We start from the raw sequence: 20,279 nt of genomic DNA on the forward strand, positions 1-20,279 counted from the left end.
TACGGGTGCCGAGAGCCCGCCGATGCTGGTACTGGCAGCACCTGGTACGCGGCGGGTGCCGCGGCCACGATGGAGGACGTGACAACGGGGGACATGCAGATGGGGACGGCAGGACACCGCCGCAGGCCGGAGCTGGCCGCGTTCCTGCGCACCAGGCGGGCGCGGGTGACACCGGCGGACGTCGGTATGCCACCGGGGCTGCGACGGCGCACTCCCGGGCTGCGCCGGGAGGAGGTCGCCCAGCTCTCGGGCGTGGGTGTGACCTGGTACACGTGGCTGGAGCAGGGCCGGCCGATCAACGCGTCGCCGCAGGTGCTGGACGCGGTGGCGCGCACGCTGCGTCTGGACACGCCGGAGCGGGAGCATCTGTACCGGCTGGCGGAGGTCGCGTACGCGCCGGCGCCGGAGGGCCTGTCCCGGTCGGTCGCCGCGGAGGTGCAGGGCATCATCGACGCCCTGGATCCGCTGATGGCGGTCGTGTACACGTCGCGCTACGACGTGCTGGCCACCAACGCCGCCTACCGGGATCTCTTCCTGGTTCCGGAGACGGTTCGGATCGGGGTGCCGAACGTGTTGTGGACGCTGTTCACGGTGCCGGAGGAGGACAGTCCCGTGGTGCACCTGGAGCGTGAGCTGCCGATGATGGTGGCGACCCTGCGCTCCAGCTACGGCAGACACGTGGGCGAGCCGGCCTGGGAGGACTTCATACGCGCGCTGTCCCGGACCAGTGCGCGCTTCGCCCGGTTGTGGGCGAGCGGGGCGGTGGCGCAGCCGGGGCCGCGGGTGAAGACGTTCCGTCACGGGGCGGTGGGCGAGGTGCGGATGACGTCGCAGTCGTTGTCGGTGGACGGGATGCCGGAGTCCCGGATCGTGGTCTACACACCGGAGGACGAACGGGCGCGGGAGAAGGTCGCGTTGCTGCGCGAGCGCAGGCAGCGGCTGTGGCCGGCGACGGATGAGACGGCCGCCGAGATCATCCGGGAGTGGAACAAAGAAAATCCCGCCCTCTGAAGAGGGCGGGATTCTCATCACCGATCTTTGACGACTCGACAGTGTGTGGAGTGTCGATCTGTGGAGCTAAGGAGAATTGAACTCCTGACCTCCTGCATGCCATGCAGGCGCTCTACCAACTGAGCTATAGCCCCTCGCGTTCTTCCCGTCTTTCCGCTCGGCGGGCTGAACAAGAAGAACTTTAGCCTGCGACCTGCCGGAAAGTGAAATCCGGGGTCCGGCGGGCCCGCGTCCCCGGTCGTCGTCAGTCGTCGTCGCCGAGGACGGGCTCGGGGAGGGTGCCCGCGTTGTGCTCCAGGAGCCGCCAGCCGCGGGCGCCTTCGCCGAGCACGGACCAGCAGCAGTTGGTGAGACCGCCGAGGCTCTCCCAGTGCTGGGCGTCCAGGCCGAGCAGGCGCCCGATGGTCGTGCGGATGGTGCCGCCGTGGCTGACGACCACGAGGGTGCCGTCCTCGGGCAGCTTCTCGGCGTGCCCGAGGACGACGGGAGCGGCCCGGTCGGCGACCTCGGTCTCCAGTTCGCCGCCACCGCGGCGCACCGGTTCGCCGCGCTTCCAGGCGGCGTACTCGTCGCCGTGGCGGGCGATGATCTCCTCGTGGGTGAGGCCCTGCCACACGCCCGCGTAGGTCTCGCGCAGCGCCTCGTCACGGACCACCTCGAGGCCGGTGAGCTCGGCGAGCCGGGCGGCCGTGTCGGAGGCCCGCTTCAGGTCGGAGGAGACGATCGCGTCGGGGGCCAGGGAGGCGAGCAGGCGGGCCGCGCGCCGGGCCTGGCCGATGCCGGTCTCGGTGAGCTCGACGTCGGTGGAGCCCTGGAAGCGGCGCTCCACGTTCCAGGCGGTCTGGCCGTGCCGCCACAGGATGATGCGGCGGCCGCGGCCCTTGCGGTCGGTGACCTCGCCGGTGGCGCTCATCACCACTCCCCGCCCGCCCCGGCCTCGCCGCTGTCGTCGGCGGCCTGCAACCTGGCGTGCTCCGCGGCCTTGCCGCGGGTGGCCTTGGCGTCGGCGGGCAGTTCGATCTCGGGGCAGTCCTTCCAGAGCCGCTCCAGGGCGTAGAAGACGCGCTCCTCGCTGTGCTGGACGTGGACGACGATGTCGACGTAGTCGAGCAGGATCCAGCGGGACTCGCGGTCTCCCTCACGGCGCACCGGCTTGGCGCCGAGTTCCTTCTGCAAGCGCTCCTCGATCTCGTCGACGATCGACTTGACCTGGCGGTCGTTGGGTGCGGAGGCCAGCAGGAAGGCGTCCGTGATCGACAGGACGTCGCTGACGTCGTAGGCGATGACGTCGTGGGCGAGCTTGTCGGCGGCCGCCTGGGCGGCGGCGGTGATGAGCTCGAGGGAACGGTCGGTGGCGGTCACTGCGTGGCTTTCCGTCGGCGGTCGTTTGAACCACAAGGGTCTCACGGACCGCCGGTCGCACCCCACGTGATTACCGCGTCACGTGAGGTGCGGCGGGCGGCCGCCTCAGGAGGAGGCCGGCTTGTAGTCCTGGCCGAGGACGACCGAGACGTCCGCGCCCGAGCCGACCGTGCCCTTGGTCACGTCCTTCGCGTCGAGGCCGAGGGTCTTGGCGACCTCGGTGGCGTTCTCCTTGTCGGAGGCGTCGGAGTACAGCACCTTGGAGACCGGCTGGGTGCCGGAGGCCGTACCGCCCTCCAGGAAGGTGTAACCGCCGTTGACGAGGACGACGCGGGCCTTCTCGGTGTTGTCCTTGACGCCGGTGGCGTTCTGGACGGAGACCCGGACCGCGGAACCCGCAGACGGGCTCTTGGCGGTGCCGCCGAGGATGTCCTTGACGACGCTGGAGCTGGTCTGGGCGCTGAGGGTGCCGTCCGTCTGGACGGGCAGCAGGGCGGTCTTGTAGTCGCCGCCCTTGGCGAGGTCGGCGAGCCTGGCGAGGAAGGTGCCGAGGTCCTTGTCGGTCAGCGAGGGGTCGAGGATCTGCGCCAGGGTCTGCACGGTGGTCGTGGCGGCCGACGCGTCGGAGGACATCTTGCGCAGCACGCCCTGCATGACCTGCCCGAACCGCTCCAGCTGGGCGTTCTGGGCCTCGCCCGAGGCGCGGTAGGTGGCGTAGGCGACGGCGGCCTTGCCGCCGAGGGTCTGGTCCTTGCCCTTGTTGACGAGGGGTTCCTCGCCCTTCTTCTTGGAGTCCGGGTCGGGGACGTCCGTGTTGGTGTCGATGTCGATGTTCCCGACGAGTTCGACGAGGTTTTGCAGGTATGGCGTGTCGAGGCGCCAGGTGCCCTCGATGTTGGTGCCGAGGACGGTGTCGAGTTGGTCGCGGGTGCCGGAGGAGCCGTCGTCGTCGACTGACTTGGCGAGGGTCGTGGTGGTGCCGTCGTCGTCGGTGAGGGCGAGGGCGTTGGGCAGCAGGACGGTGCTGCCCTGCTTGGTGGTGGTGTTGTCGACGAGCAGCGCGGTGGAGGTGCCGCCGCCGCTGGTGTTGTGCAGGTGGACGACGACGACGTCGCGTTTCTGGGCGGCCGCGGAGGTCGTCGTACCGCCCTTGGCTCCGGAGGAGGACAGTCCGGGGAGTTTTCCGGCGTACCAGAGGTAGCCGACGCCGCCGACCGCCACCAGGGCGAGGACGACGACCAGGGCGACCATCCGGGTGCGGGCGCGGCGCTTGGCCTCCTCGCGGCGCTCGGTGCGGTTCTCCGTGAAGTTCAGCCAGTCGATGACGTCCTCGGAGTCGCCGTCCGGCTCCTCGACGAACGCGAACTGCTCGGTGCCGTAGTCCCGGTCGCCCTGCCGGGCCTCGGCGGGCTCATCGGCCGGTCCGGCCTGCTGCGGGATGTGCGCGGTCTGTTCGGCGACGCGGGGCTGCCTGCCGCTGGCGGCCGTCTGCCCGTAGGGGGCGTAGCCGGTCTGGCCGGCGGTGTCGTACGGGTCGTACGCGGGCGTGGGCGGCTGGCGGCCGGTGTCGTGGACGGGGGCCTGCTGCCCGGTGTCGTACGACGGCGTGGGGTGCTGCCCGGTGCCGTAGGGGGCGTTGTGACGGCCGCCGTCGGCGTACGGGTCGTAGCCGTAGCCGTGTCCGGCGTACGGATCGTAGGTCTGCTGTTGTTGTTGCTGTTGTTGTTGCTGTGCCGGGATCTGGCGGTACACCGGCTGCCCGTACTCGTCGTAGCCGACGAGTTCGTACTGGTCGCTTCCGTAGCCCGCGTCGTATCGGTCGTTCACCGGTGCCCCTCTCGGCTCACTCGCCGCGGTACAGCTCGCGCTTGTCGATGTAGCGCACGACTCCGTCCGGCACCATGTACCAGATGGGGTCGCCCTTGGCGACTCTCGCACGGCAGTCTGTGGAGGAGATGGCGAGCGCGGGAACCTCCACCAGCGAGACACCGCCCTCGGGAAGACCGCGGTCGGTCAGCTGGTGGCCGGGCCGGGTGCAGCCGATGAAGTGCGCGAGGGAGAACAGTTCCTCCGAGTCCCGCCAGGTGAGGATCTGACCGAGGGCGTCCGCGCCGGTGATGAAGAAGAGATCGGTGTCGGGGTTGAGGGCCCGCAGGTCGCGCAGGGTGTCGACGGTGTAGGTGGGACCGCCGCGGTCGATGTCGATACGGCTGACGGAGAACTGCGGGTTCTCGGCGGTCGCGATGACCGTCATCAGATAGCGGTCCTCGGCCGGTGAGACCGCGCGGTGGGTCTTCTGCCACGGTTGCCCGGTGGGCACGAAGACCACCTCGTCCAGGTGGAACTGGGCGGCGACCTCGCTGGCCGCCACCAGGTGCCCGTGGTGGATCGGGTCGAACGTGCCGCCCATGACGCCGAGGCGGCGTTTGCCGGTGTCCCCGGGGCCGGCGGGTGTGTACCGCGGGGCTGTCACCGTGTCGTCGGCGTGGTCGGCCACGTCATTCGCCGGACCGGTAGGCATGTCCTGCTCTCCCATGCGTGCAGACCCTACCGGCCCGGCCCGTGGGCTCCGTCCGGAGGACGGGTGCCGGGTACGGCGGCCGGATCAGCGGTCGCGGTTGAAGCGGGTGGTGATCCACAGCAGGAGCAGCAGGATGATGAACGCGCTGCCCCCGGTGACGAGCGGGTTGAGGCTCTCGTGGTTGCCGCCGCCCTCGCCCTCGGCGGCGAGGGTGACCAACTGGGCAGCGGCGCTGTGGAGATTCATCATCTGCGGCAGGACCTATCGCGTGTGGGCGGGATAAAGATGTCGGCCCATCGTATGCGGGCGGTGTCGCGGCGATCACGCCGACTCCTCCGTTGGGCCGACGCACGCGTCCCCGCGCGCGGGGCACGAGGGGAACGATGCGGGCGGCTCAGTCGTCCTTCTGTTTGTACCCGCGCAACAGGAACCAGGCGGTCAGTGCGCAGCCGACGAACATGACGACGAGGACGACCCGGAGCAGATCGCCCGAGCCCTGATGCTGGGCGGCGCTCGCGGCCTGGGTGAGCCAGGCGGCCGGGGGGTGGTGCTCCATGAGGACTCCTTCGGCTGTACTGCCCGTCCAAGGTATCTCCGGCCTAGGCTGGGCCCTGCTTCGGGGGCACAGTGGGCACACTCACGTACATGGGGGATGACATGTCCGACGACGGCCACGAGCGGAACGGGCAGGGGCACGAGCGGGTGCCGAGCAGGCAGCGCAGGCGGTTCCCGGGGATCTCCTCGCGCGCGTACGAGCATCCGGCCGACCGTTCGGCGCTGGTGGCGCTGCGCAAGCTGAGCGGTTTCGACACGGTCTTCAAGGCGCTCAGCGGGCTGCTTCCGGAGCGCAGTCTGCGGCTGCTGTTCCTGTCCGATTCGGTCCGGGTCTCCGACCAGCAGTTCGCCCATCTGAACGACATGCTGCGGGACGCGTGTTACATCCTGGACCTGGAGAAGGTCCCGCCGATGTACGTCACGCAGGACCCGCAGCCGAACGCGATGTGCATCGGCCTGGACGAACCGATCATCGTGGTGACCACGGGCCTCGTGGAACTCCTGGACGAGGAGGAGATGCGGGCCGTCGTCGGCCACGAGGTGGGGCACGCCCTGTCCGGGCATTCGGTGTACCGGACGATCCTGCTGTTCCTGACCAGTCTCGCGCTGAAGGTGGCCTGGATCCCGCTCGGCAATCTCGCGATCCTGGCGATCGTGACGGCGTTGCGGGAGTGGTTCCGCAAGTCGGAGCTGTCCGCCGACCGCGCGGGCCTGCTGGTGGGTCAGGATCTGCGGGCCTCGATGCGGGGGCTGATGAAGATAGCGGGCGGCAATCATCTGCACGAGATGAACGTGGACGCGTTCCTGCGGCAGGCCGAGGAGTACGAGGCCGGCGGCGACCTGCGCGACTCGGTGCTGAAGATCCTGAACGTGCTGCCGCGTTCGCACCCCTTCACCACGGTCCGCGCGGCGGAGCTGAAGAAGTGGGCGGAGTCCCGCGACTACCAGCGGATCATGGACGGTCACTATGCGCGGCGCACCGAGGACAAGGACACCTCGGTCAGCGACTCGTTCAAGGAGTCGGCGGCGAGCTACGCGAGCGATGTGAAGTCCTCGAAGGATCCGCTGATGAAGCTGGTCACGGACATCGCGGGCGGGGCGGGTGGCCTGGGCGGCCGGGTCAAGCGGGGCTTCGAGGGCTTCGCGAGCGCCCCGCCGCCCAAGGGCGCGTCCGCGCAGGACTCCCCGCCGCAGGACTCCCCGCCGCAGGACACACCCCCGCGGGACGAGGAGTAGCGGGCCCGGCATCCGGGCGGCGGCGAGGTCCTAGACCTTCGGTTCCGCCGCGGCTGACAGCGTCCCGCACAGGGCCGTCGCGCTGTCCGTGGCGAACGGGTTCGTACCCGCCGGGCCGCCCGCCTTGGCCGTCTGGCCGGCCAGCAGGGGGTGCAGGTGGTCGGCGGCGTCCTCGGCGCAGGACAGCGGGCCCGCCTGGACGTAGGAGACGACCAGCTGGGCCTGGTGCAGGCGCAGGTCGTCGCGGTCGAAGCGGAAGGTCAGTTCGCGGCGGACGGTGAACAGGGAGGCCTGGGAGCCCGCCGGGGCGCCGGTGGGCCGCAGCGCGTAGACGAAGGTGTGGTCGGCGGTGACCTCCAGGGTGGCCGAGTCCGTCTCGGTCGCCGACAGGTTGCCCTGGACGCGGATCCTCGGGTCGGCGAGCTCGGCGCGGGTGGGGTCGAAGCGGACCAGCCATCCGGTGGGGGCGTGCCGTCCGTCCGCCGCGGGGTGGTCGAAGCTCTGGTCGAACTGGTCGAGCTGGCCGGGGTCGAGCAGCGCCCGCGCGGGCCGGACCGCGCTGCTGTCGAGGACCTCGGGGTAGAGCGAGGAGCGGACGAGGTAGTCCTTGGCGGTGGTCAGGGCGGTGACGACCTGGCTGTCGGAGAAGTGCGCGGTGCTGCGGGCGGGCGGCAGTGGTATCCCCTCGGCGCCTATCTCGTACTGCGCGGCGGGGCTGTGTGCGAACAGGGTCTCGGCGTTGGTGGCGCCGGGCACCGTGCCCTGCGGGGAGAGCGGGATGACGGTCATCCGCAGCGGTTCGACGGGCTGCTGCGCGTCCTGCGCGCCGTAGGGGTGGCGGACGCCCATGTAGATCGCGGTGCCGAAGGCGACGAGGACCAGCACGAAGAGGATCACGGCCTGCCGGGTGAGGCCCCGGCGCAGCGGCGGACGGCGGCGTACCGCGGGCGCGTGGTCGGTCATGCGTTCGCGCGCGGAGGACTCCTGGAGCCGGGCAGCGCGGACGAACGACTCGTCGAACACGACGGATCGGTACTCGTCCTCGCCACCCACGGGGCCGCCCTCGGGTGTCCCCTCCGGTGGGTCTCCTGGCCCGCCCATACTTTCAGAGTAGGTCTCGGGAGCCTCAGGTAAACGCCCAGCTACACGACAAGTTCTGACAGGTTCTCACCAGGAAGGACAAACCCCGTTCAGGGGGTGCGCGGGACCGCGGAGACCGCCTGCTGGGCGGGCTGGGAGTACTCGGCGGAGACCGAGGGTGCCGCCGCGGTGCCCTGTTCCAGGCCGGTGGAGGAGGGCCTGGGCACCTGGTCGCGGCTGCCGCCCGAGGAGGCGCTGCGGTAGACCGCGGCGAAGGCGAGCGCGACCATGCCTATGCCCATGACGACGGCGAGCAGCCAGGCGACGGGGCGGTGCCAGCGGACGTGTTTGCCGTACGTCCCGGTGGCGCCGTAGCGGTCCTCCAAGACGTCGGTGTCGTCCAGGTCGTCGAGTTCGCCGCCCGGATCGAAGACGGGTCCGTCGGGGCCGTAGCCCTCGTCGTAGCGGTCGCCTCTGCCGAGAGCGCGGCGGGCCTCGGCCTCGGAGGCCTCGGCTCTGGCCTGGGCGGCGGCAAGGAGGCGTTCGACCGCGGTCGGCTCGTGGATCACGGCCGCCTTCACGAAGGCCTCGTCGAAGACCACGGTGTCGAACTCTTCGTCCGACATTCCGTGGTCATGGTCGTCGTCGGGCTCCCAGCCGTCAGGGAACGGCGTGCCCCCCACGTCCTCCGGCACGGATCCAGAGTAGACCTGGGGGGTCAATTTGGGCAGACGGTATGGAAATTCATAGGCCCGGTGAGACGCCTCTCACGCCCGCCTCCCACGCCCCCTGGGGGTCCGGTGCGCCCTTGCGCGCGCCCGCGCGCCGTACGGGGGGCCGCGTTGGGCCGTACGGGTGGCCGGCGGCGGAGGTGTCGGTACGGGGCGACGGTCCGGCTGTCAGCGGCGGATGTGGCCGTCGCCGGTGACGATGTACTTGGTGCTGGTCAGCTCGGGCAGGCCCATGGGGCCGCGGGCGTGCAGCTTCTGGGTGGAGATGCCGATCTCGGCGCCGAAGCCGAACTGGCCGCCGTCGGTGAAGCGGGTGGACGCGTTCACGGCGACGGTGGTGGAGTCGACCAGCTGGGTGAACCGGCGGGCGGCCTGCTGCGAGGTGGTGACGATGGCCTCGGTGTGCCCGGACGTCCACAGCCGGATGTGTTCGACGGCCTTGTCGAGGGAGTCGACGACGGCGGCGGCGATGTCGTACGACAGGTACTCGGTCTCCCAGTCGTCCGGGACGGCTTCGACGACGGTCGCCTTGGAGTTCTCGGCGTAGGCGAGGACACGTTCGTCGGCGTGGACGGTGACGCCGGCCTCGGCGAGGGCGTCCAGGGCGCGCGGCAGGAACTCGGGGGCGATGTCCTGGTGGACGAGGAGGGTCTCGGCAGCGTTGCAGACGCTGACCCGCTGTGCCTTGGAGTTGATCAGGATGTCGATGGCCATGTCGATGTCGGCGTGGGCGTCGACGTAGACATGGCAGTTGCCGGTGCCGGTCTCGATGACGGGGACCTTGGACTCCATGACGACGGTCTGGATGAGGGAGGCGCCGCCACGCGGGATGAGGACGTCGACCAGGCCGCGGGCGCGCATCAGCTCGTGGACGGACTCGCGGCCCTCGCCGGGCACCAGCTGGACGGCGTCGGCGGGCAGCCCGGCGCCCCCGACGGCGTCCCGCAGGACCCTCACCAGGGCCGTGTTCGACTCGTAGGCGGAGGCGGAGCCGCGCAGCAGGACGGCGTTGCCGGACTTCAGGCAGAGGGCGGCGGCGTCGACGGTGACGTTCGGGCGGGCCTCGTAGATGATGCCGACGACACCGAGGGGGACGCGGACCTGTCGAAGGTCGATGCCGTTGGGGAGGGTGGAACCGCGGACGACCTCGCCGACCGGGTCGGGCAGCTTCGCCACGTCACGGACGTCGGAGGCGATGGCGCGGACCCGCTCGGGGGTGAGCGTGAGCCTGTCGACGATGGCTTCGCTGGTGCCGTTCTCGCGGGCCTTGGCGATGTCCTTGGCGTTGGCCTCGACGATCTCGCTGGTACGGACCTCCAGGGCGTCCGCGATGGCGAGCAGCGCGTCGTCCTTCACGGCGCGCGGCAGCGGCGCGAGGTCGGCGGCGGCGGCCTTGGCGCGGTAGGCGGCCTGCGTGACCGGGGACATGGCGTCGTACGGCGAGAGCGTGGTCATGAGGGAAGGGTAGTGCGCTCCGGCGGAGCGTCCACGCGTTGTTCCACACCGCGAGACGTAGAACAAAACGGGTCAATACCGGCCAGTGCGCAAGGCGGGTCAGAAGGGGTGGATGCCGACCGGTGTCGCGGGCGGCGGGCCGTAGCCCTCGGCGATCCGCTGGTGGTAGGTGGCGCGGTCGATGACTTCCAGGCCGACGATCTCCCAGGCGGGCAGGCCGGCGGTCTGCCGGTGCTCGCCCCACAGGCGCAGGGCGACGGCGGCGGCGTCGTGGAGGTCGCGGGCCTCTTCCCAGTAGCGGATCTCGGCGTGGTCGCAGGCGTAGCGGCTGGTGAGGAGGAACGGGTGGTCATGGGCCAGTTGTTCGAGTCCGCGGCGCAGTTCCGGCAGGGGGACCTCGGCACCGCAGACGCTGAGCGTGACGTGCCACAGGCGGGGCAGGTCCTTCGGCTCCTCGTAGGTGTCCCCGGCCGCGACGCTCGTCAGAGCACCGCGGGACGCCGCAGCCCCAGGGCGCACTCGTCTCACGACGGCCTCCTTCAGCTGTGCTCGTGCGGAACGTGGTCCTGGGACAAAGTTGAGCAGGCCGCAAGGGTTCGTGTGGCGGTTTTACGGAACGTCCCCCACCGGGGTCGTTCGTTGTGCCCCGTTTTACGGGTGCAGGATCACCAGGTCGTCCCTGTGTACGACCTCGCGTTCGTACGCCGGGCCCAGTTCGCGCGCCAACTCCCTGGTCGAACGCCCGATCAGCTGGGGGATCTCCTTGGCGTCGAAACTGACGAGGCCGCGCGCGACCGCGTGTCCGTCGGTGTCGCGCAGTTCGACGGGGTCGCCCGCGACGAAATCGCCCTCGACGGCGGCGATCCCCGCGGGCAGCAGCGACTTTCGGCCCTGTACGACCGCGCGCACGGCGCCGTCGTCGAGGGTGAGCGAGCCTTGCGGGGTGGAGGCGTGCTGAAGCCACAGGAGGCGGTCTGCGGACCGTTTGCCGGTGGGGTGGAAGTAGGTGCCGGTGTCGCCGCCGGAGAGCGCCTCGGCGGCGTGCACGGCGCTGGTGAGGACGACGGGGATGCCCGCGGCGGCGGCGATCCTGGCGGCCTCGACCTTGGTGACCATGCCGCCGGTGCCGACCCCGGCCTTCCCGGTGCTGCCGATCTCGACGCCCGCCAGGTCCTGCGGCCCCTTCACCTCCGCTATCCGCGAGGTGCCGGGCTTGCCGGGGTCGCCGTCGTAGACGCCGTCGACGTCGGAGAGGAGGACCAGCAGGTCGGCGTGGACGAGGTGGGCGACCAGGGCGGCGAGGCGGTCGTTGTCGCCGAAGCGGATCTCGTCGGTGGCGACGGTGTCGTTCTCGTTGACGACCGGGAGGGCGCCCATCGCGAGGAGTTTGTCCAGCGTGCGCGAGGCGTTGCGATGGTGGGCGCGCCGGCTCATGTCGTCGGAGGTCAGCAGGACCTGGCCGACACGGACGCCGTAGCGCGCGAAGGAGGCCGTGTAGCGGGCGACGAGCAGGCCCTGGCCGACGCTGGCGGCGGCCTGCTGGCGGGCCAGGTCGCGGGGGCGGCGACGCAGGCCGAGCGGGGCGAGACCGGCGGCGATCGCACCGGAGGAGACGAGGACGACCTCCTTCTCCCCGCCGCTGCGGCTCTTGGCGAGGACGTCGACGAGCGCGTCGACGCGGTCGGCGTCCAGGCCGCCGGAGGCCGTGGTGAGGGAGGAGGAGCCCACCTTGACGACAATCCTGCGGGCGTCGCCCACGGCCTGCCTTGCCCTTGCCACGTCCTGTCCCCACTTCCTCGCGCGTGGCAGAGAATCTACGCGAACGGGACCGGCGGCAGGCGGGCCCGTCCAGCCTGCGGACGACAGGGGGGCACGTCTCTGCGACGGGACGATCACAGTCCGCACACGGCAAAAAGGTTGCCCTGAATGCTTATAGAAACTGAAGCGAACGCAAAGTTAATTTGAAGTTTGTGTCATCTAAAGTTCGCCGCGTGAAGCGCATCCTCATCAGGTCGGGAAAGAGCCCCTACGACGTCGTCACCGTCGAGGAAGCCCTGCACCGGGACGTCATCGCCACAAACTCGGGCAACCTGATCTTCAGTGACGCCGCCCACAAGATCCTTGAGACGCCGGACACCGAGGTCGTCTCGAACGGCATGCCCTCCGACGTCTCCGCCGCCGCGCGCATCAACGAGGAGTACGACGCCTTCGTCGTCCCGCTCGCCAACGCCTTCCGTCCGTCCTTCGAGAGCGCGTTGAAGCGGATGACCCGGCTGATCTCGAAGTTGCGCATCCCGGTCGTCGTGCTCGGGGTCGGAGCGCAGACCGGTGTCAGCTACAACCCGGAACGGCTCAAGCGCATGGAGCCGACCGTTCGGGAGTTCTGCGCGGCGGTGCTGGAACGCAGCGCGTCGATCGGTGTGCGGGGCGAGTTCACCGAGCAGTACCTGCGGGACATGGGCTTCACGGATGTCGAGGTCATCGGCTGTCCTTCGCTGTTCATGCACGGTGACCGGCTGCCGGTGCACAAGACCGCGCCAGAGCTGACGTCCGAGTCGCGGATAGCGATCAACGGCTCGCACAGCGCCGTACGCGCGCAGGGCCTGGACCGGATCATCAGCCGTACCCACGAGCGTTACCCGAATCTCCGCTTCGTCGGCCAGAACCTCAGTGACGCACGGCAGTTGCACTGGCGGGACCTGTCGGATCCCAACGCCGCGGTGACCTCGATGCCGACCCACCCGGACCACCCGATGTACCGGGAGGACAAGGTGCGGGTGTACGTCGACCCCATCACGTGGATCGACGAGCTGCGTTCCTTCGACTTCTCCTTCGGTTCGCGCATCCACGGCAACATCGCGGCGCTGCTCGCCGGTACGCCGGCCACCGTGCTGTGCGGTGACTCGCGGACGCTGGAACTGTGCCGGTACTTCGAGATACCGCACCGGCGGCTGGACCAGGCCGCCAAGGATCCGGATTCGGCCGACCCGGCGAAGCTGTACGCGGAGGCCGACTTCGGCGGACTGGTCGGCGGTCACCGGGAGCGCTTCGAACGGTTCACGGGTTTTCTGGACAAGAACGGCCTGGACAACACGTTCACGCACGGGGACGGCGGGGCCGCCTTCGAGGAGCGGATGAGCGGGCTGGCGTTCCCGCCGGGCGTCCGCCCCTGGAACGACACGGACGTCACATCGCTCACCTCCCGGTTCGGCTGGCTGCACAGTCGTATCGACGAGCTGTCGCTCGACAACGCCCGGCTGGAGAAGGAACTGGCGCGCGCCGGGGCTCGCGCGAAGACCGCCGCCGCGGCGGCGGCGCCCACCTCGGTGTACCGGCGGGCCCGGCGGGCCGTGGGCAAGCCGCTCCGCCGGGCTCTGGGGACCGGCCAGTAGGACGGGGGCCGGCCTCGCGAGACCGGCCCGGTCAGGCGGCGGCCGTTTTGACGCCCCGGGTGGGCAGCGAGCGCCGGACCTTGCGCACCGCGCGTCGCAGGAAGGTGCCGGCGGCGTCCTCCCGGTAGCCCTCGACCGCGCGGGCCTCCCGGGGTTCGGCGAGGTAGATCCAGTCGGGGACACCGGCCGGCTTGGAACGGAAGTGGGGGTAGGCCAGGTACACGCGGGTGCCGCGCTTCTCCAGCAGGGCATCGGCCTGCTTCTTGGCGCGGACGAACTCGATGACCTCGGGGAGGAGTTCGGGGCGTCGTACGGCGACCAGGTGGAGTCGGAGTCGTTCGTGGACCCGCAGGCGGCGGGCGACCTCCGGGTTCCAGTGGGCGGCCATCAGCGGGGCGGCCAGTTCCATCTTGTGCTGCCGTATTCGCTCGTCATCCTTGAGGAACTTGGGGCCGAACTGCGGGAGCAGGGTGACGAGGAACGGCCGGACCATGAGGGTGTCACGGCGCGGTCCTGCCGGGACCATGTCGGCGATCAGGTTCATCAGGGCGCGCGCCGAGTCGAAACGCAGGGTGTAGCTGCCGCTCTTGGTGACGTGTTTTCCGTCCTCGCGGCCGACCAGGTAGTAGCAGGGGTAGTCGGCGACGACGGAGACGCCGTCGGCGCGGAGATAGGCCTCCATGGTGAACAGCGCGTCCTCGCCGGTCCACAGGGACTCGTCGAAGCGCATGTCGTGCCGTTCCAGGAGCGCGCGGCGGAAGAGTTTCTGGGCGCTGAGCGTGAACTTGATGTTGGACGAGAACACGTCGGTACGGTCGAGCGTCCTGCCCCACATCGACGTCGGGGGTTTGCGGTTGATCCCCTCGACCTTGCCGAGGACGACGTCCGTGCCGTTCTTGTCCGCCATGGCGACCATGCGTTCCAGGGCCTCGTCGCCGAGTCGGTCGTCGGCGTCCAGGAAGAACACGTAGCGGCCGGTGGCCTTGGCGAGGCCGACGTTGCGGGGGCCGCTGGGGCCGCCGGAGTTCTCCTGGCGGATCACGGTCACGGGCATGGCGGCGCGGGCCGCGAACTCCTCCAGGCACTCCCCCGTGCCGTCGGCCGATCCGTCGTCGACGGCGATGACCTCCATCCGTGCCGGGTCGAGGGTCTGGCGCTCGACGGAGGCCAGGCATTCGACGAGGTACGGCATCGCTTCGTACGCCCCGATGATGACGGTCACATCAGGCTGCGCAACGACGGTCACGTTTCCCCCTAATCAATGGTGCGTTCCCCCGGTGTCGACTCAGTCGCAACGTTGTAGATGGCTGATCGACGCGACCGGTTGCTCGGGAACGCACCTTCAGTGGCCCAGCTCACATGGCGAGCACACAGCCGGACGGTGTACGGCGGGTTACGCCGGACAGTACGGACGCGCGGTAAGAGCCACTCAGCGGAAACCGCGAAGCGCTGGTAAGAAGACACACCCTTGATCGCTAAGCAAAGGTAAGAGGAAGGGTTTGCGTGGTGGGGCATGCCGCATGCCGCATGCCGAACGGGCTCGGTTCCGGGGAGGAGTCCCCGGAACCGAGCCCGTTCGGTGTGGTGTGCGCGCGTGCGCGTGTCAGCCGGCGGTCGTGGTGCCTTCCGCCTCGCTGGCGGCCTTCAGCGGGTCCCCCGGCAGCGTCTCCGCGATGTCGGCGGCTTCCGCGTCACCGGCCGCGATCCGGGCCTGCTGACCGAGGTTGCGGGTTTCGGCCTTGCGGGCGAGTGCGGCCACCGCGCGGTTGAACTGCTCGATGGAGGTCGGCTCGTCCGGGCCCAGCAGGTAGTGCTTGAGTTCCTCGCGGTCCGCGGCCAGCGGATCGGCGGAGGGGTCGCGTACGGCGTCCAGCAGGCCGCCGAGTTCCTTGGCGCTGTTGGAGAGGATCACGGCGGCCCGTACAGCGGTGTTGGCCTGCTTGAACTCCTCCACGCCGACTCCGGCGGAGTCGGTGACGGCGTACGGCTTGCCGCTGGCGATGAAGTCGGAGACCACGCTGGAGATGTCGGAGACCATCGCGTCGGAGACGTTGAAGCAGTCGTACAGGCGGGGTTCGGCGCCCGTGATGACGCGGTGTTCGTGCTCGGGGAAGGAACGCCAGAGGGTGTCGTTCCATTCGGCGCGCAGCCGGGCGACTTCCTCGTGCTTCTTCAGGTCGACGACGTCGTCGCGGCTGGCCTCGGCCTCGTCGCGCTTCTCGTCGCCGGTGCCGGTCAGCTCGATCAGCCGGGCCTCGATACGGCTGAGTTCGGCCTGGGCCGCGGCCTGGGCGGCCGTGTCGACGGTGAAGCGGGGGTCGGTGGCGCGCTCGGCGGCGGCCTTCTCGATGAGGGCGGTGACGCGCCGGTGGGCGGCGCCGGCCTGGGCGCTGACGGTGCCGGTGAAGGGGTGCGGCTTGTAGAGGACGCGGACCGGCGGGTCGGCCTTGACGAGCTTCTTCACGATCTTCTCGCCGGCAAGTACGAGGGAGGTGTTGCCGGGGTTGCCGTCCCAGCCTTCCCAGGTGGGCGCGTAGAGGATGGTGGGGATGCGGCTGTCGGGGACGCCCTGCCAGGCCTGGATGGGGGCCAGCTGCGGGCGGCCGACCTCGACGATGTCGTCGTCGCGGACACCGACGTCGGCGATGGCGTAGCGGTCGCGGCCCGCGCGGCCGGCGGTCCACACCTCGTCGTACACCTTGCTGAACGGGTTGACGCTGGCCAGTTTGTCGCTGTCGCCGTGGCCGATGAAGACGTGCTTCATGGTGGGGACGCGCAGCAGGTGGATGTTCTTTCCGACGTTGGCCGCGTAGAGGGCGACGCGGACCGTAGACAGGTCCAGGTTCATCAGGTGCACGCCGCCGGGCACGCAGATGACGGGGGCGGTGGTCGGGGCGAGGCTCTGGAGGATGACCCGTTCGCGCAGCAGGACCAGCGGGCGCGTCTCCAGCTGCTCCATGGTTTCCAGCCACATGTTGACCTGGTAGGCGGAGTCCTTGGAGCCGGAGAAGTACAGGACGGTCTCGGGCTTGTACTCGGTGAGCCACTCGTCGACGGCGGCCAGCACGGTGTCGGCGTCCGGCGGGGTCTTGCGGCCGCGGACGTAGGGCATCAGCACCAGCACGTACAGGGAGCCGAGGGCGAGGGTCAGGCCGATGCCGACGAATCCGGCGATCGCGTTGTCCGTGATCGCCGAGATCAGCAGGCCGACGACGGCCGCGAGGTCGAGGTGCAGCATCTTCTCGGCGGAGCGGTCCAGCAGGCCCTGCGGCGGGGCGTCCGGGATGCGGATGCGGGACTTCAGGTCGACGTTGCGGGTGGCGACCGGCATCCGGCGGCGGTTGCGGATCAGCTGGACCAGCGCGCCGTGCGGGGCCTGTAGTCCGTAGAAGGCGATGAAGCAGGCGATCGCGCCGTAGAAGACCAGGCCGTTCGAGAGGTCCATGCGGGCCAGCAGCAGGATCAGCAGCAGCTGCCGGATCAGGAAGCGGATCGACAGGCCGGCCCGGACCTTGCTCAGGCGGCTGATGAGGTAGCTGCCCTTGCGGTGCAGGTAGTGGTCCGCCAGGTACGTGACGGCGGCCGCGGCCGCGAAGGCGTAAACGCTCGGGACGAGCGCGGCGATCATGAGCACCGGGAAGCCGAGGATCATGAGTGCCGCCGCGGCCAGCTCGGCCGCGCTGCCCACCCGGGCGACGCGAATAGCGGTGGATATCACGGAGAACCTTTTGCTGACAAAAAGGCCTGTATTTGACCTTGCGGACGATCTGGCGTGTGAGGCGATCTGAGTTTTTACGGGTTCAGGCCCCTGTGAATGCTCTACGAACAGAACACGCAACCACAGAGGCCTGAATTACAGATGACTATTGGAGGCTGATTATGCCACGCCGTCCTGCCGGTCCAGGACACTGGCCAGGGCCTGTTCGAAGCCGGAGGCCTCGCCGGCGGCCGCCGTCGGGTCCTGCTGGCGGACGTCGATGACATGGCCGGTGAGTTCGGAGAGCAGCACGTCGAGGGAGGTGCGGGCGACGGCCTCGGAGGAGAGCAGCGAGCCCGCCGGTTCCTGGCCGAAGGCCTTGGTGCGCATGGGGGTGGCGGTGCGTTCGGGGTTGATGCAGTTGACCCGGACGGAGTCGCCGGCCCACTCGTCGGACAGGGCCTGGGTGAGGTTCACCATGGCGGCCTTGGTGGAGGAGTAGAGGCTGTACTCGGCGCGGCCCCGGGTGTAGCTGCTGGAGGTGTAGAGGAGCAGCTGACCCTTGGTCTCGGCGAGGTACTTGTAGCTGGAACGGGCGATCTGCACGGGGGCCAGGTAGTTGACCTTCAGTGCTTCCTCGATGGTGGCGTTGTCGGTCTCGGCGAGCTTGCCGATGCGCAGCACGCCTGCCGTGTTGACGACGTAGTCGATCCGGCCGGTCTCGGCGTACGCCTTGGACAGGGCGTCGTCGACCTCCTCCGGGTTCTCCACGTGGGTGCCGGTGGTGGAGCGGCCCAGGGCGTAGACGTTGGCGCCGTAGGACTCGGCGAGTTCGGCGATGTCCTTGCCGATGCCGTACGAGCCACCGAAGATGACGGCGGTCTTGCCGGTGAGCAGTTGGCGGTAGGCCTCTTCGCCGTTCTGCTCGGGGGCGGCGGTGGAGGCGAGCTGGAACAGCTTGTCGGCGATGAAGACGTCGACGGGCTGGGTGACCTTCATGTTGTACTCGTCGCCGGCGACGACGTGGATCGGCACGTCCGGCAGGTACTTGAGGACCACGGAGCAGTCGTCGGTGGCCTGGAAGTTGGGGTCGCCGTCGGCGACCTGGTAGGCCCGCTTGATCGTGGACAGCTTGAACGCCTGCGGGGTCTGGCCGCGGCGCAGCCGGGAGCGGTCCGGGATCTCGGTGATGAACTCGCCGTCCTCGCCGTGGGTGCGGGTGACGATGATGGTGTCGGCGGACGGGATGGCGACGTCGACGGCCTGGTAGCGGTCCAGGGCGGCGACGCAGTCGTCGATGACGCGCTGCGACAGCAGGGGGCGTACGGCGTCGTGGAAGAGGACGTTGAGGTCCTCTCCGTCGGCCAGGCCCTCGCCGAGGGCCTGGATGGCGCGCTCGGTGGTCTCGTTGCGGGTGCTGCCGCCTTCGATGACCTTCTTGACCTTGGTGAAGCCGGCCTTGGCGACGATCTTCTCGATGTCCGCGACGTAGCCCGGTGCCATCAGCACGATGATGTCGTCGATCGAGTCGGCCTTCTCGAAGGTGGCCAGGGTGTGCTCGATGACTGCCTTGCCGGCGATCTTCAGCAGCTGCTTGGGGATCGACAGACCCACCCGCTGGCCGGTGCCACCGGCCAGGATCACTGCGGTGGTTCGGGGCTTGGCTATGTGCTGGGACACAGGTGACCTACCTTGGGGCATCAGGGAACGGGGAAAGCGTCCCACTTCGGGTAACCGCTGTGCAAGGTGAGCGCCGTCCGCCGCATATGTATCCGCAACCTTTCATTCACCTTGCACCGCTGGTGATGGCCTCGCCTGTCGGCCGCCCGGGGAAGTTCCGTGAATTTGCTGTGAGTAACTACACAGGGCATTCCGATTGCTGAGAGTGAGGTCCGAGCTTCAGTGATGCTAAGCCGTTCCGCACGGACGACTTAGCAGAGCTAAGCCGTCCGGCCTCGGTCACCGCCGTCCGTCCGGCCTCCGTCACCGCCGTCGCAGCCTCTTGAGACATCGGTGTCCCAGTACCCGCACGAGTTCCTTCGACGACGTCTGGTGCACGGTCCGGGCTTTCGCCTCCGCCGTGTGGCGGACCGGCGCCGCGGCCGCCGCGGCGAGCGCGCCATACAGGGCGTGGGCGGCGACCTCCGGAGCGATGCGGGCCTCGCCGGTGGCCGGTTCCGGGCGCTCCGGGGCGGCGGAGAGCAGGGCGGGGTCGCCGATGACGCGGACGCCCGTGGCGGCGACGCGTTCCGCCATCTCGGCGCCGATGCGCGAGGCGGCCTCGACGGCCCAGTCGGGGGTGGAGATCTTCACGTCACCGGCGGTGGGGCTGCACGTGTTCTTCATATGCATGACCGCGCCGTTGCGGATGAGCTTGGAATAGAGCTCGTCGGGCAGGCCATTGCCGCGGAATTCCATGTTGAGCTTTCGCAGCATTTCGGTCTCGGCGAGGGTGAGGGAGCGGTTCGCCGCGTCCGGAACCGGCTGGAGTAGTTTCTCGGGAAGGCCGAGCAGTGCTTCGAAGGTGCGCAGCAGGCCGTCGCGGTCGCGGTCGTCGACCACGACGACGGTGACCCGGTCGGCGCCGACGGCGCGGATCCAGCGTTCGACGAGCCGGTCGTGCCGGTGCCGGCGCCAGAAGCTGGGGTTGGGCTTCTCGTAGGGGGCCTTGCGGAGCATGTGGTCGAGCCAGTCCTCGTACCCCATGCGCAGGCCGTTCTGCACGTACTGCTGCCACTGCGAGGGCATGATCTTGGCGATCGGGCGCAGGGTGACGAGGACGTGGACGCGTTCGCCGCCGAGTTGCCGGACGATCCGGGAGACGGTCTCGTCGTCGGCGGCGTCGGCGAAGAACTCGCTGCTGATGACAGCCGTACGGGGCCCGGTGGCGTCGACCTGCTGGAGCAGCCGTGTCCAGTGCTTCTCGGTGGGCACGGTGTCGCCCATCATCGCGGGCCGGGCGCACGCCGCGAGGGCGGCTTCCATCGGGTGCCGGGTGGTCGCCGGGAACTCCACGCCGTGCGCGGGGAGTTTGTCCCTGGCGGCGAAGAGGGCGCCCTGGATGGCCGTGGTGCCGGTCTTGTGCGGGCCGATGTGCAGCAGGCGGGTGCCGGCGGGCAGGGCGGCGGGGGGACCGATGGGGCCTATCGGGGCGTTGTTCACCGGGGCTTCGCCTCTCGTACAGTCCGTCTCCATGGTTAACGAAAGGTAAGAGGTTTACCTGAGGTTCACCTGAGAGG

The 20,279-nt window shown here is 69.6% G+C and carries 18 protein-coding genes and 1 tRNA gene; 3 read left to right on the forward strand and 16 right to left on the reverse strand.

Annotation, left to right across the window (positions count from 1 at the left end; translation table 11 throughout):
* The first annotated feature begins 69 nt into the window (after positions 1 to 69).
* Positions 70 to 1,011: a helix-turn-helix transcriptional regulator gene (locus AAW13_RS01870; protein ID WP_046733234.1), complete on the forward strand. Its 942-nt coding sequence runs from the start codon at positions 70 to 72 to the stop codon at positions 1,009 to 1,011.
* Between the two features lie 61 nt (positions 1,012 to 1,072).
* Here the strand turns inward: AAW13_RS01870 and AAW13_RS01875 are convergent.
* The 7 genes from AAW13_RS01875 to AAW13_RS45730 form a co-directional block, all read right to left on the reverse strand.
* Positions 1,073 to 1,145 (reverse strand) — tRNA-Ala (locus AAW13_RS01875).
* Between the two features lie 110 nt (positions 1,146 to 1,255).
* Positions 1,256 to 1,924 (reverse strand): histidine phosphatase family protein, encoded by a 669-nt coding sequence (locus AAW13_RS01880; protein ID WP_046733212.1) that lies wholly within the window; start codon positions 1,922 to 1,924, stop codon positions 1,256 to 1,258.
* Positions 1,924 to 2,373 carry a ribosome silencing factor gene (gene rsfS / locus AAW13_RS01885; RefSeq protein WP_046733213.1) on the reverse strand — a complete coding sequence of 150 codons (450 nt, stop codon included), beginning with the start codon at positions 2,371 to 2,373 and terminating at the stop codon, positions 1,924 to 1,926. The genes AAW13_RS01880 and rsfS overlap by 1 nt, the downstream gene beginning before the upstream one ends.
* Positions 2,374 to 2,478: 105 nt before the next feature.
* Positions 2,479 to 4,200, reverse strand: a complete 1,722-nt coding sequence (locus tag AAW13_RS01890; protein ID WP_046733214.1) for an LCP family protein — start codon at positions 4,198 to 4,200, stop codon at positions 2,479 to 2,481.
* A 16-nt stretch (positions 4,201 to 4,216) separates the two neighbouring features.
* The gene (gene nadD / locus AAW13_RS01895) at positions 4,217 to 4,909 is read right to left on the reverse strand and encodes a nicotinate-nucleotide adenylyltransferase (protein WP_071659386.1); all 693 of its coding nucleotides are present in this window, start codon (positions 4,907 to 4,909) and stop codon (positions 4,217 to 4,219) included.
* Between the two features lie 69 nt (positions 4,910 to 4,978).
* Positions 4,979 to 5,143: a hypothetical protein gene (locus AAW13_RS45725; protein ID WP_165941386.1), complete on the reverse strand. Its 165-nt coding sequence runs from the start codon at positions 5,141 to 5,143 to the stop codon at positions 4,979 to 4,981.
* 145 nt (positions 5,144 to 5,288) lie between these two features.
* Positions 5,289 to 5,450: a hypothetical protein gene (locus AAW13_RS45730; RefSeq protein ID WP_046733215.1), complete on the reverse strand. Its 162-nt coding sequence runs from the start codon at positions 5,448 to 5,450 to the stop codon at positions 5,289 to 5,291.
* 101 nt (positions 5,451 to 5,551) lie between these two features.
* On the opposite strand from AAW13_RS45730, the gene AAW13_RS01900 reads away from it, so the two are divergent.
* Positions 5,552 to 6,685 (forward strand): M48 family metallopeptidase, encoded by a 1,134-nt coding sequence (locus AAW13_RS01900; protein ID WP_046733216.1) that lies wholly within the window; start codon positions 5,552 to 5,554, stop codon positions 6,683 to 6,685.
* Between the two features lie 30 nt (positions 6,686 to 6,715).
* Here the strand turns inward: AAW13_RS01900 and AAW13_RS01905 are convergent, their stop codons facing one another.
* The 5 genes from AAW13_RS01905 to proB form a co-directional block, all read right to left on the reverse strand.
* Positions 6,716 to 7,786: an SCO2583 family membrane protein gene (locus tag AAW13_RS01905; RefSeq protein WP_046733217.1), complete on the reverse strand. Its 1,071-nt coding sequence runs from the start codon at positions 7,784 to 7,786 to the stop codon at positions 6,716 to 6,718.
* Positions 7,787 to 7,875: 89 nt separating this feature from the next.
* Entirely contained in the window at positions 7,876 to 8,460 is a 585-nt protein-coding gene (locus AAW13_RS01910; RefSeq protein ID WP_046733218.1) for an SCO2584 family spore wall biosynthesis protein, read from the reverse strand.
* Positions 8,461 to 8,664: 204 nt separating this feature from the next.
* The gene (locus tag AAW13_RS01915) at positions 8,665 to 9,951 is read right to left on the reverse strand and encodes a glutamate-5-semialdehyde dehydrogenase (protein ID WP_046733219.1); all 1,287 of its coding nucleotides are present in this window, start codon (positions 9,949 to 9,951) and stop codon (positions 8,665 to 8,667) included.
* Between the two features lie 99 nt (positions 9,952 to 10,050).
* Positions 10,051 to 10,479, reverse strand: a complete 429-nt coding sequence (locus AAW13_RS01920) for a hypothetical protein (RefSeq protein ID WP_046733220.1) — start codon at positions 10,477 to 10,479, stop codon at positions 10,051 to 10,053.
* 123 nt (positions 10,480 to 10,602) lie between these two features.
* Positions 10,603 to 11,709 (reverse strand): glutamate 5-kinase, encoded by a 1,107-nt coding sequence (gene proB / locus AAW13_RS01925; RefSeq protein ID WP_046733221.1) that lies wholly within the window; start codon positions 11,707 to 11,709, stop codon positions 10,603 to 10,605.
* A 233-nt stretch (positions 11,710 to 11,942) separates the two neighbouring features.
* Between proB and AAW13_RS01930 the strand changes: the two genes are divergently transcribed.
* A complete protein-coding gene (locus tag AAW13_RS01930; protein WP_046733222.1) occupies positions 11,943 to 13,343 on the forward strand; it encodes a polysaccharide pyruvyl transferase family protein in 1,401 nt (466 codons plus the stop codon).
* A 31-nt stretch (positions 13,344 to 13,374) separates the two neighbouring features.
* Here the strand turns inward: AAW13_RS01930 and AAW13_RS01935 are convergent, their stop codons facing one another.
* From AAW13_RS01935 to AAW13_RS01950, 4 genes are all read right to left on the reverse strand, one after another.
* Complete coding sequence (locus AAW13_RS01935) at positions 13,375 to 14,535, reverse strand: glycosyltransferase family 2 protein (protein WP_046733237.1); 1,161 nt, start codon at positions 14,533 to 14,535, stop codon at positions 13,375 to 13,377.
* A 411-nt stretch (positions 14,536 to 14,946) separates the two neighbouring features.
* Positions 14,947 to 17,031: a hypothetical protein gene (locus AAW13_RS01940; RefSeq protein WP_046733223.1), complete on the reverse strand. Its 2,085-nt coding sequence runs from the start codon at positions 17,029 to 17,031 to the stop codon at positions 14,947 to 14,949.
* 189 nt (positions 17,032 to 17,220) lie between these two features.
* Positions 17,221 to 18,720 (reverse strand): bifunctional cytidylyltransferase/SDR family oxidoreductase, encoded by a 1,500-nt coding sequence (locus tag AAW13_RS01945; RefSeq protein ID WP_046733224.1) that lies wholly within the window; start codon positions 18,718 to 18,720, stop codon positions 17,221 to 17,223.
* A gap of 303 nt (positions 18,721 to 19,023) precedes the next feature.
* Entirely contained in the window at positions 19,024 to 20,235 is a 1,212-nt protein-coding gene (locus AAW13_RS01950) for a hypothetical protein (RefSeq protein ID WP_052768721.1), read from the reverse strand.
* Positions 20,236 to 20,279: the final 44 nt, after the last annotated feature.

The organism is Streptomyces humi (assembly GCF_001005085.2).
Classification (GTDB): Bacteria; Actinomycetota; Actinomycetes; order Streptomycetales; family Streptomycetaceae; genus Streptomyces; species Streptomyces humi.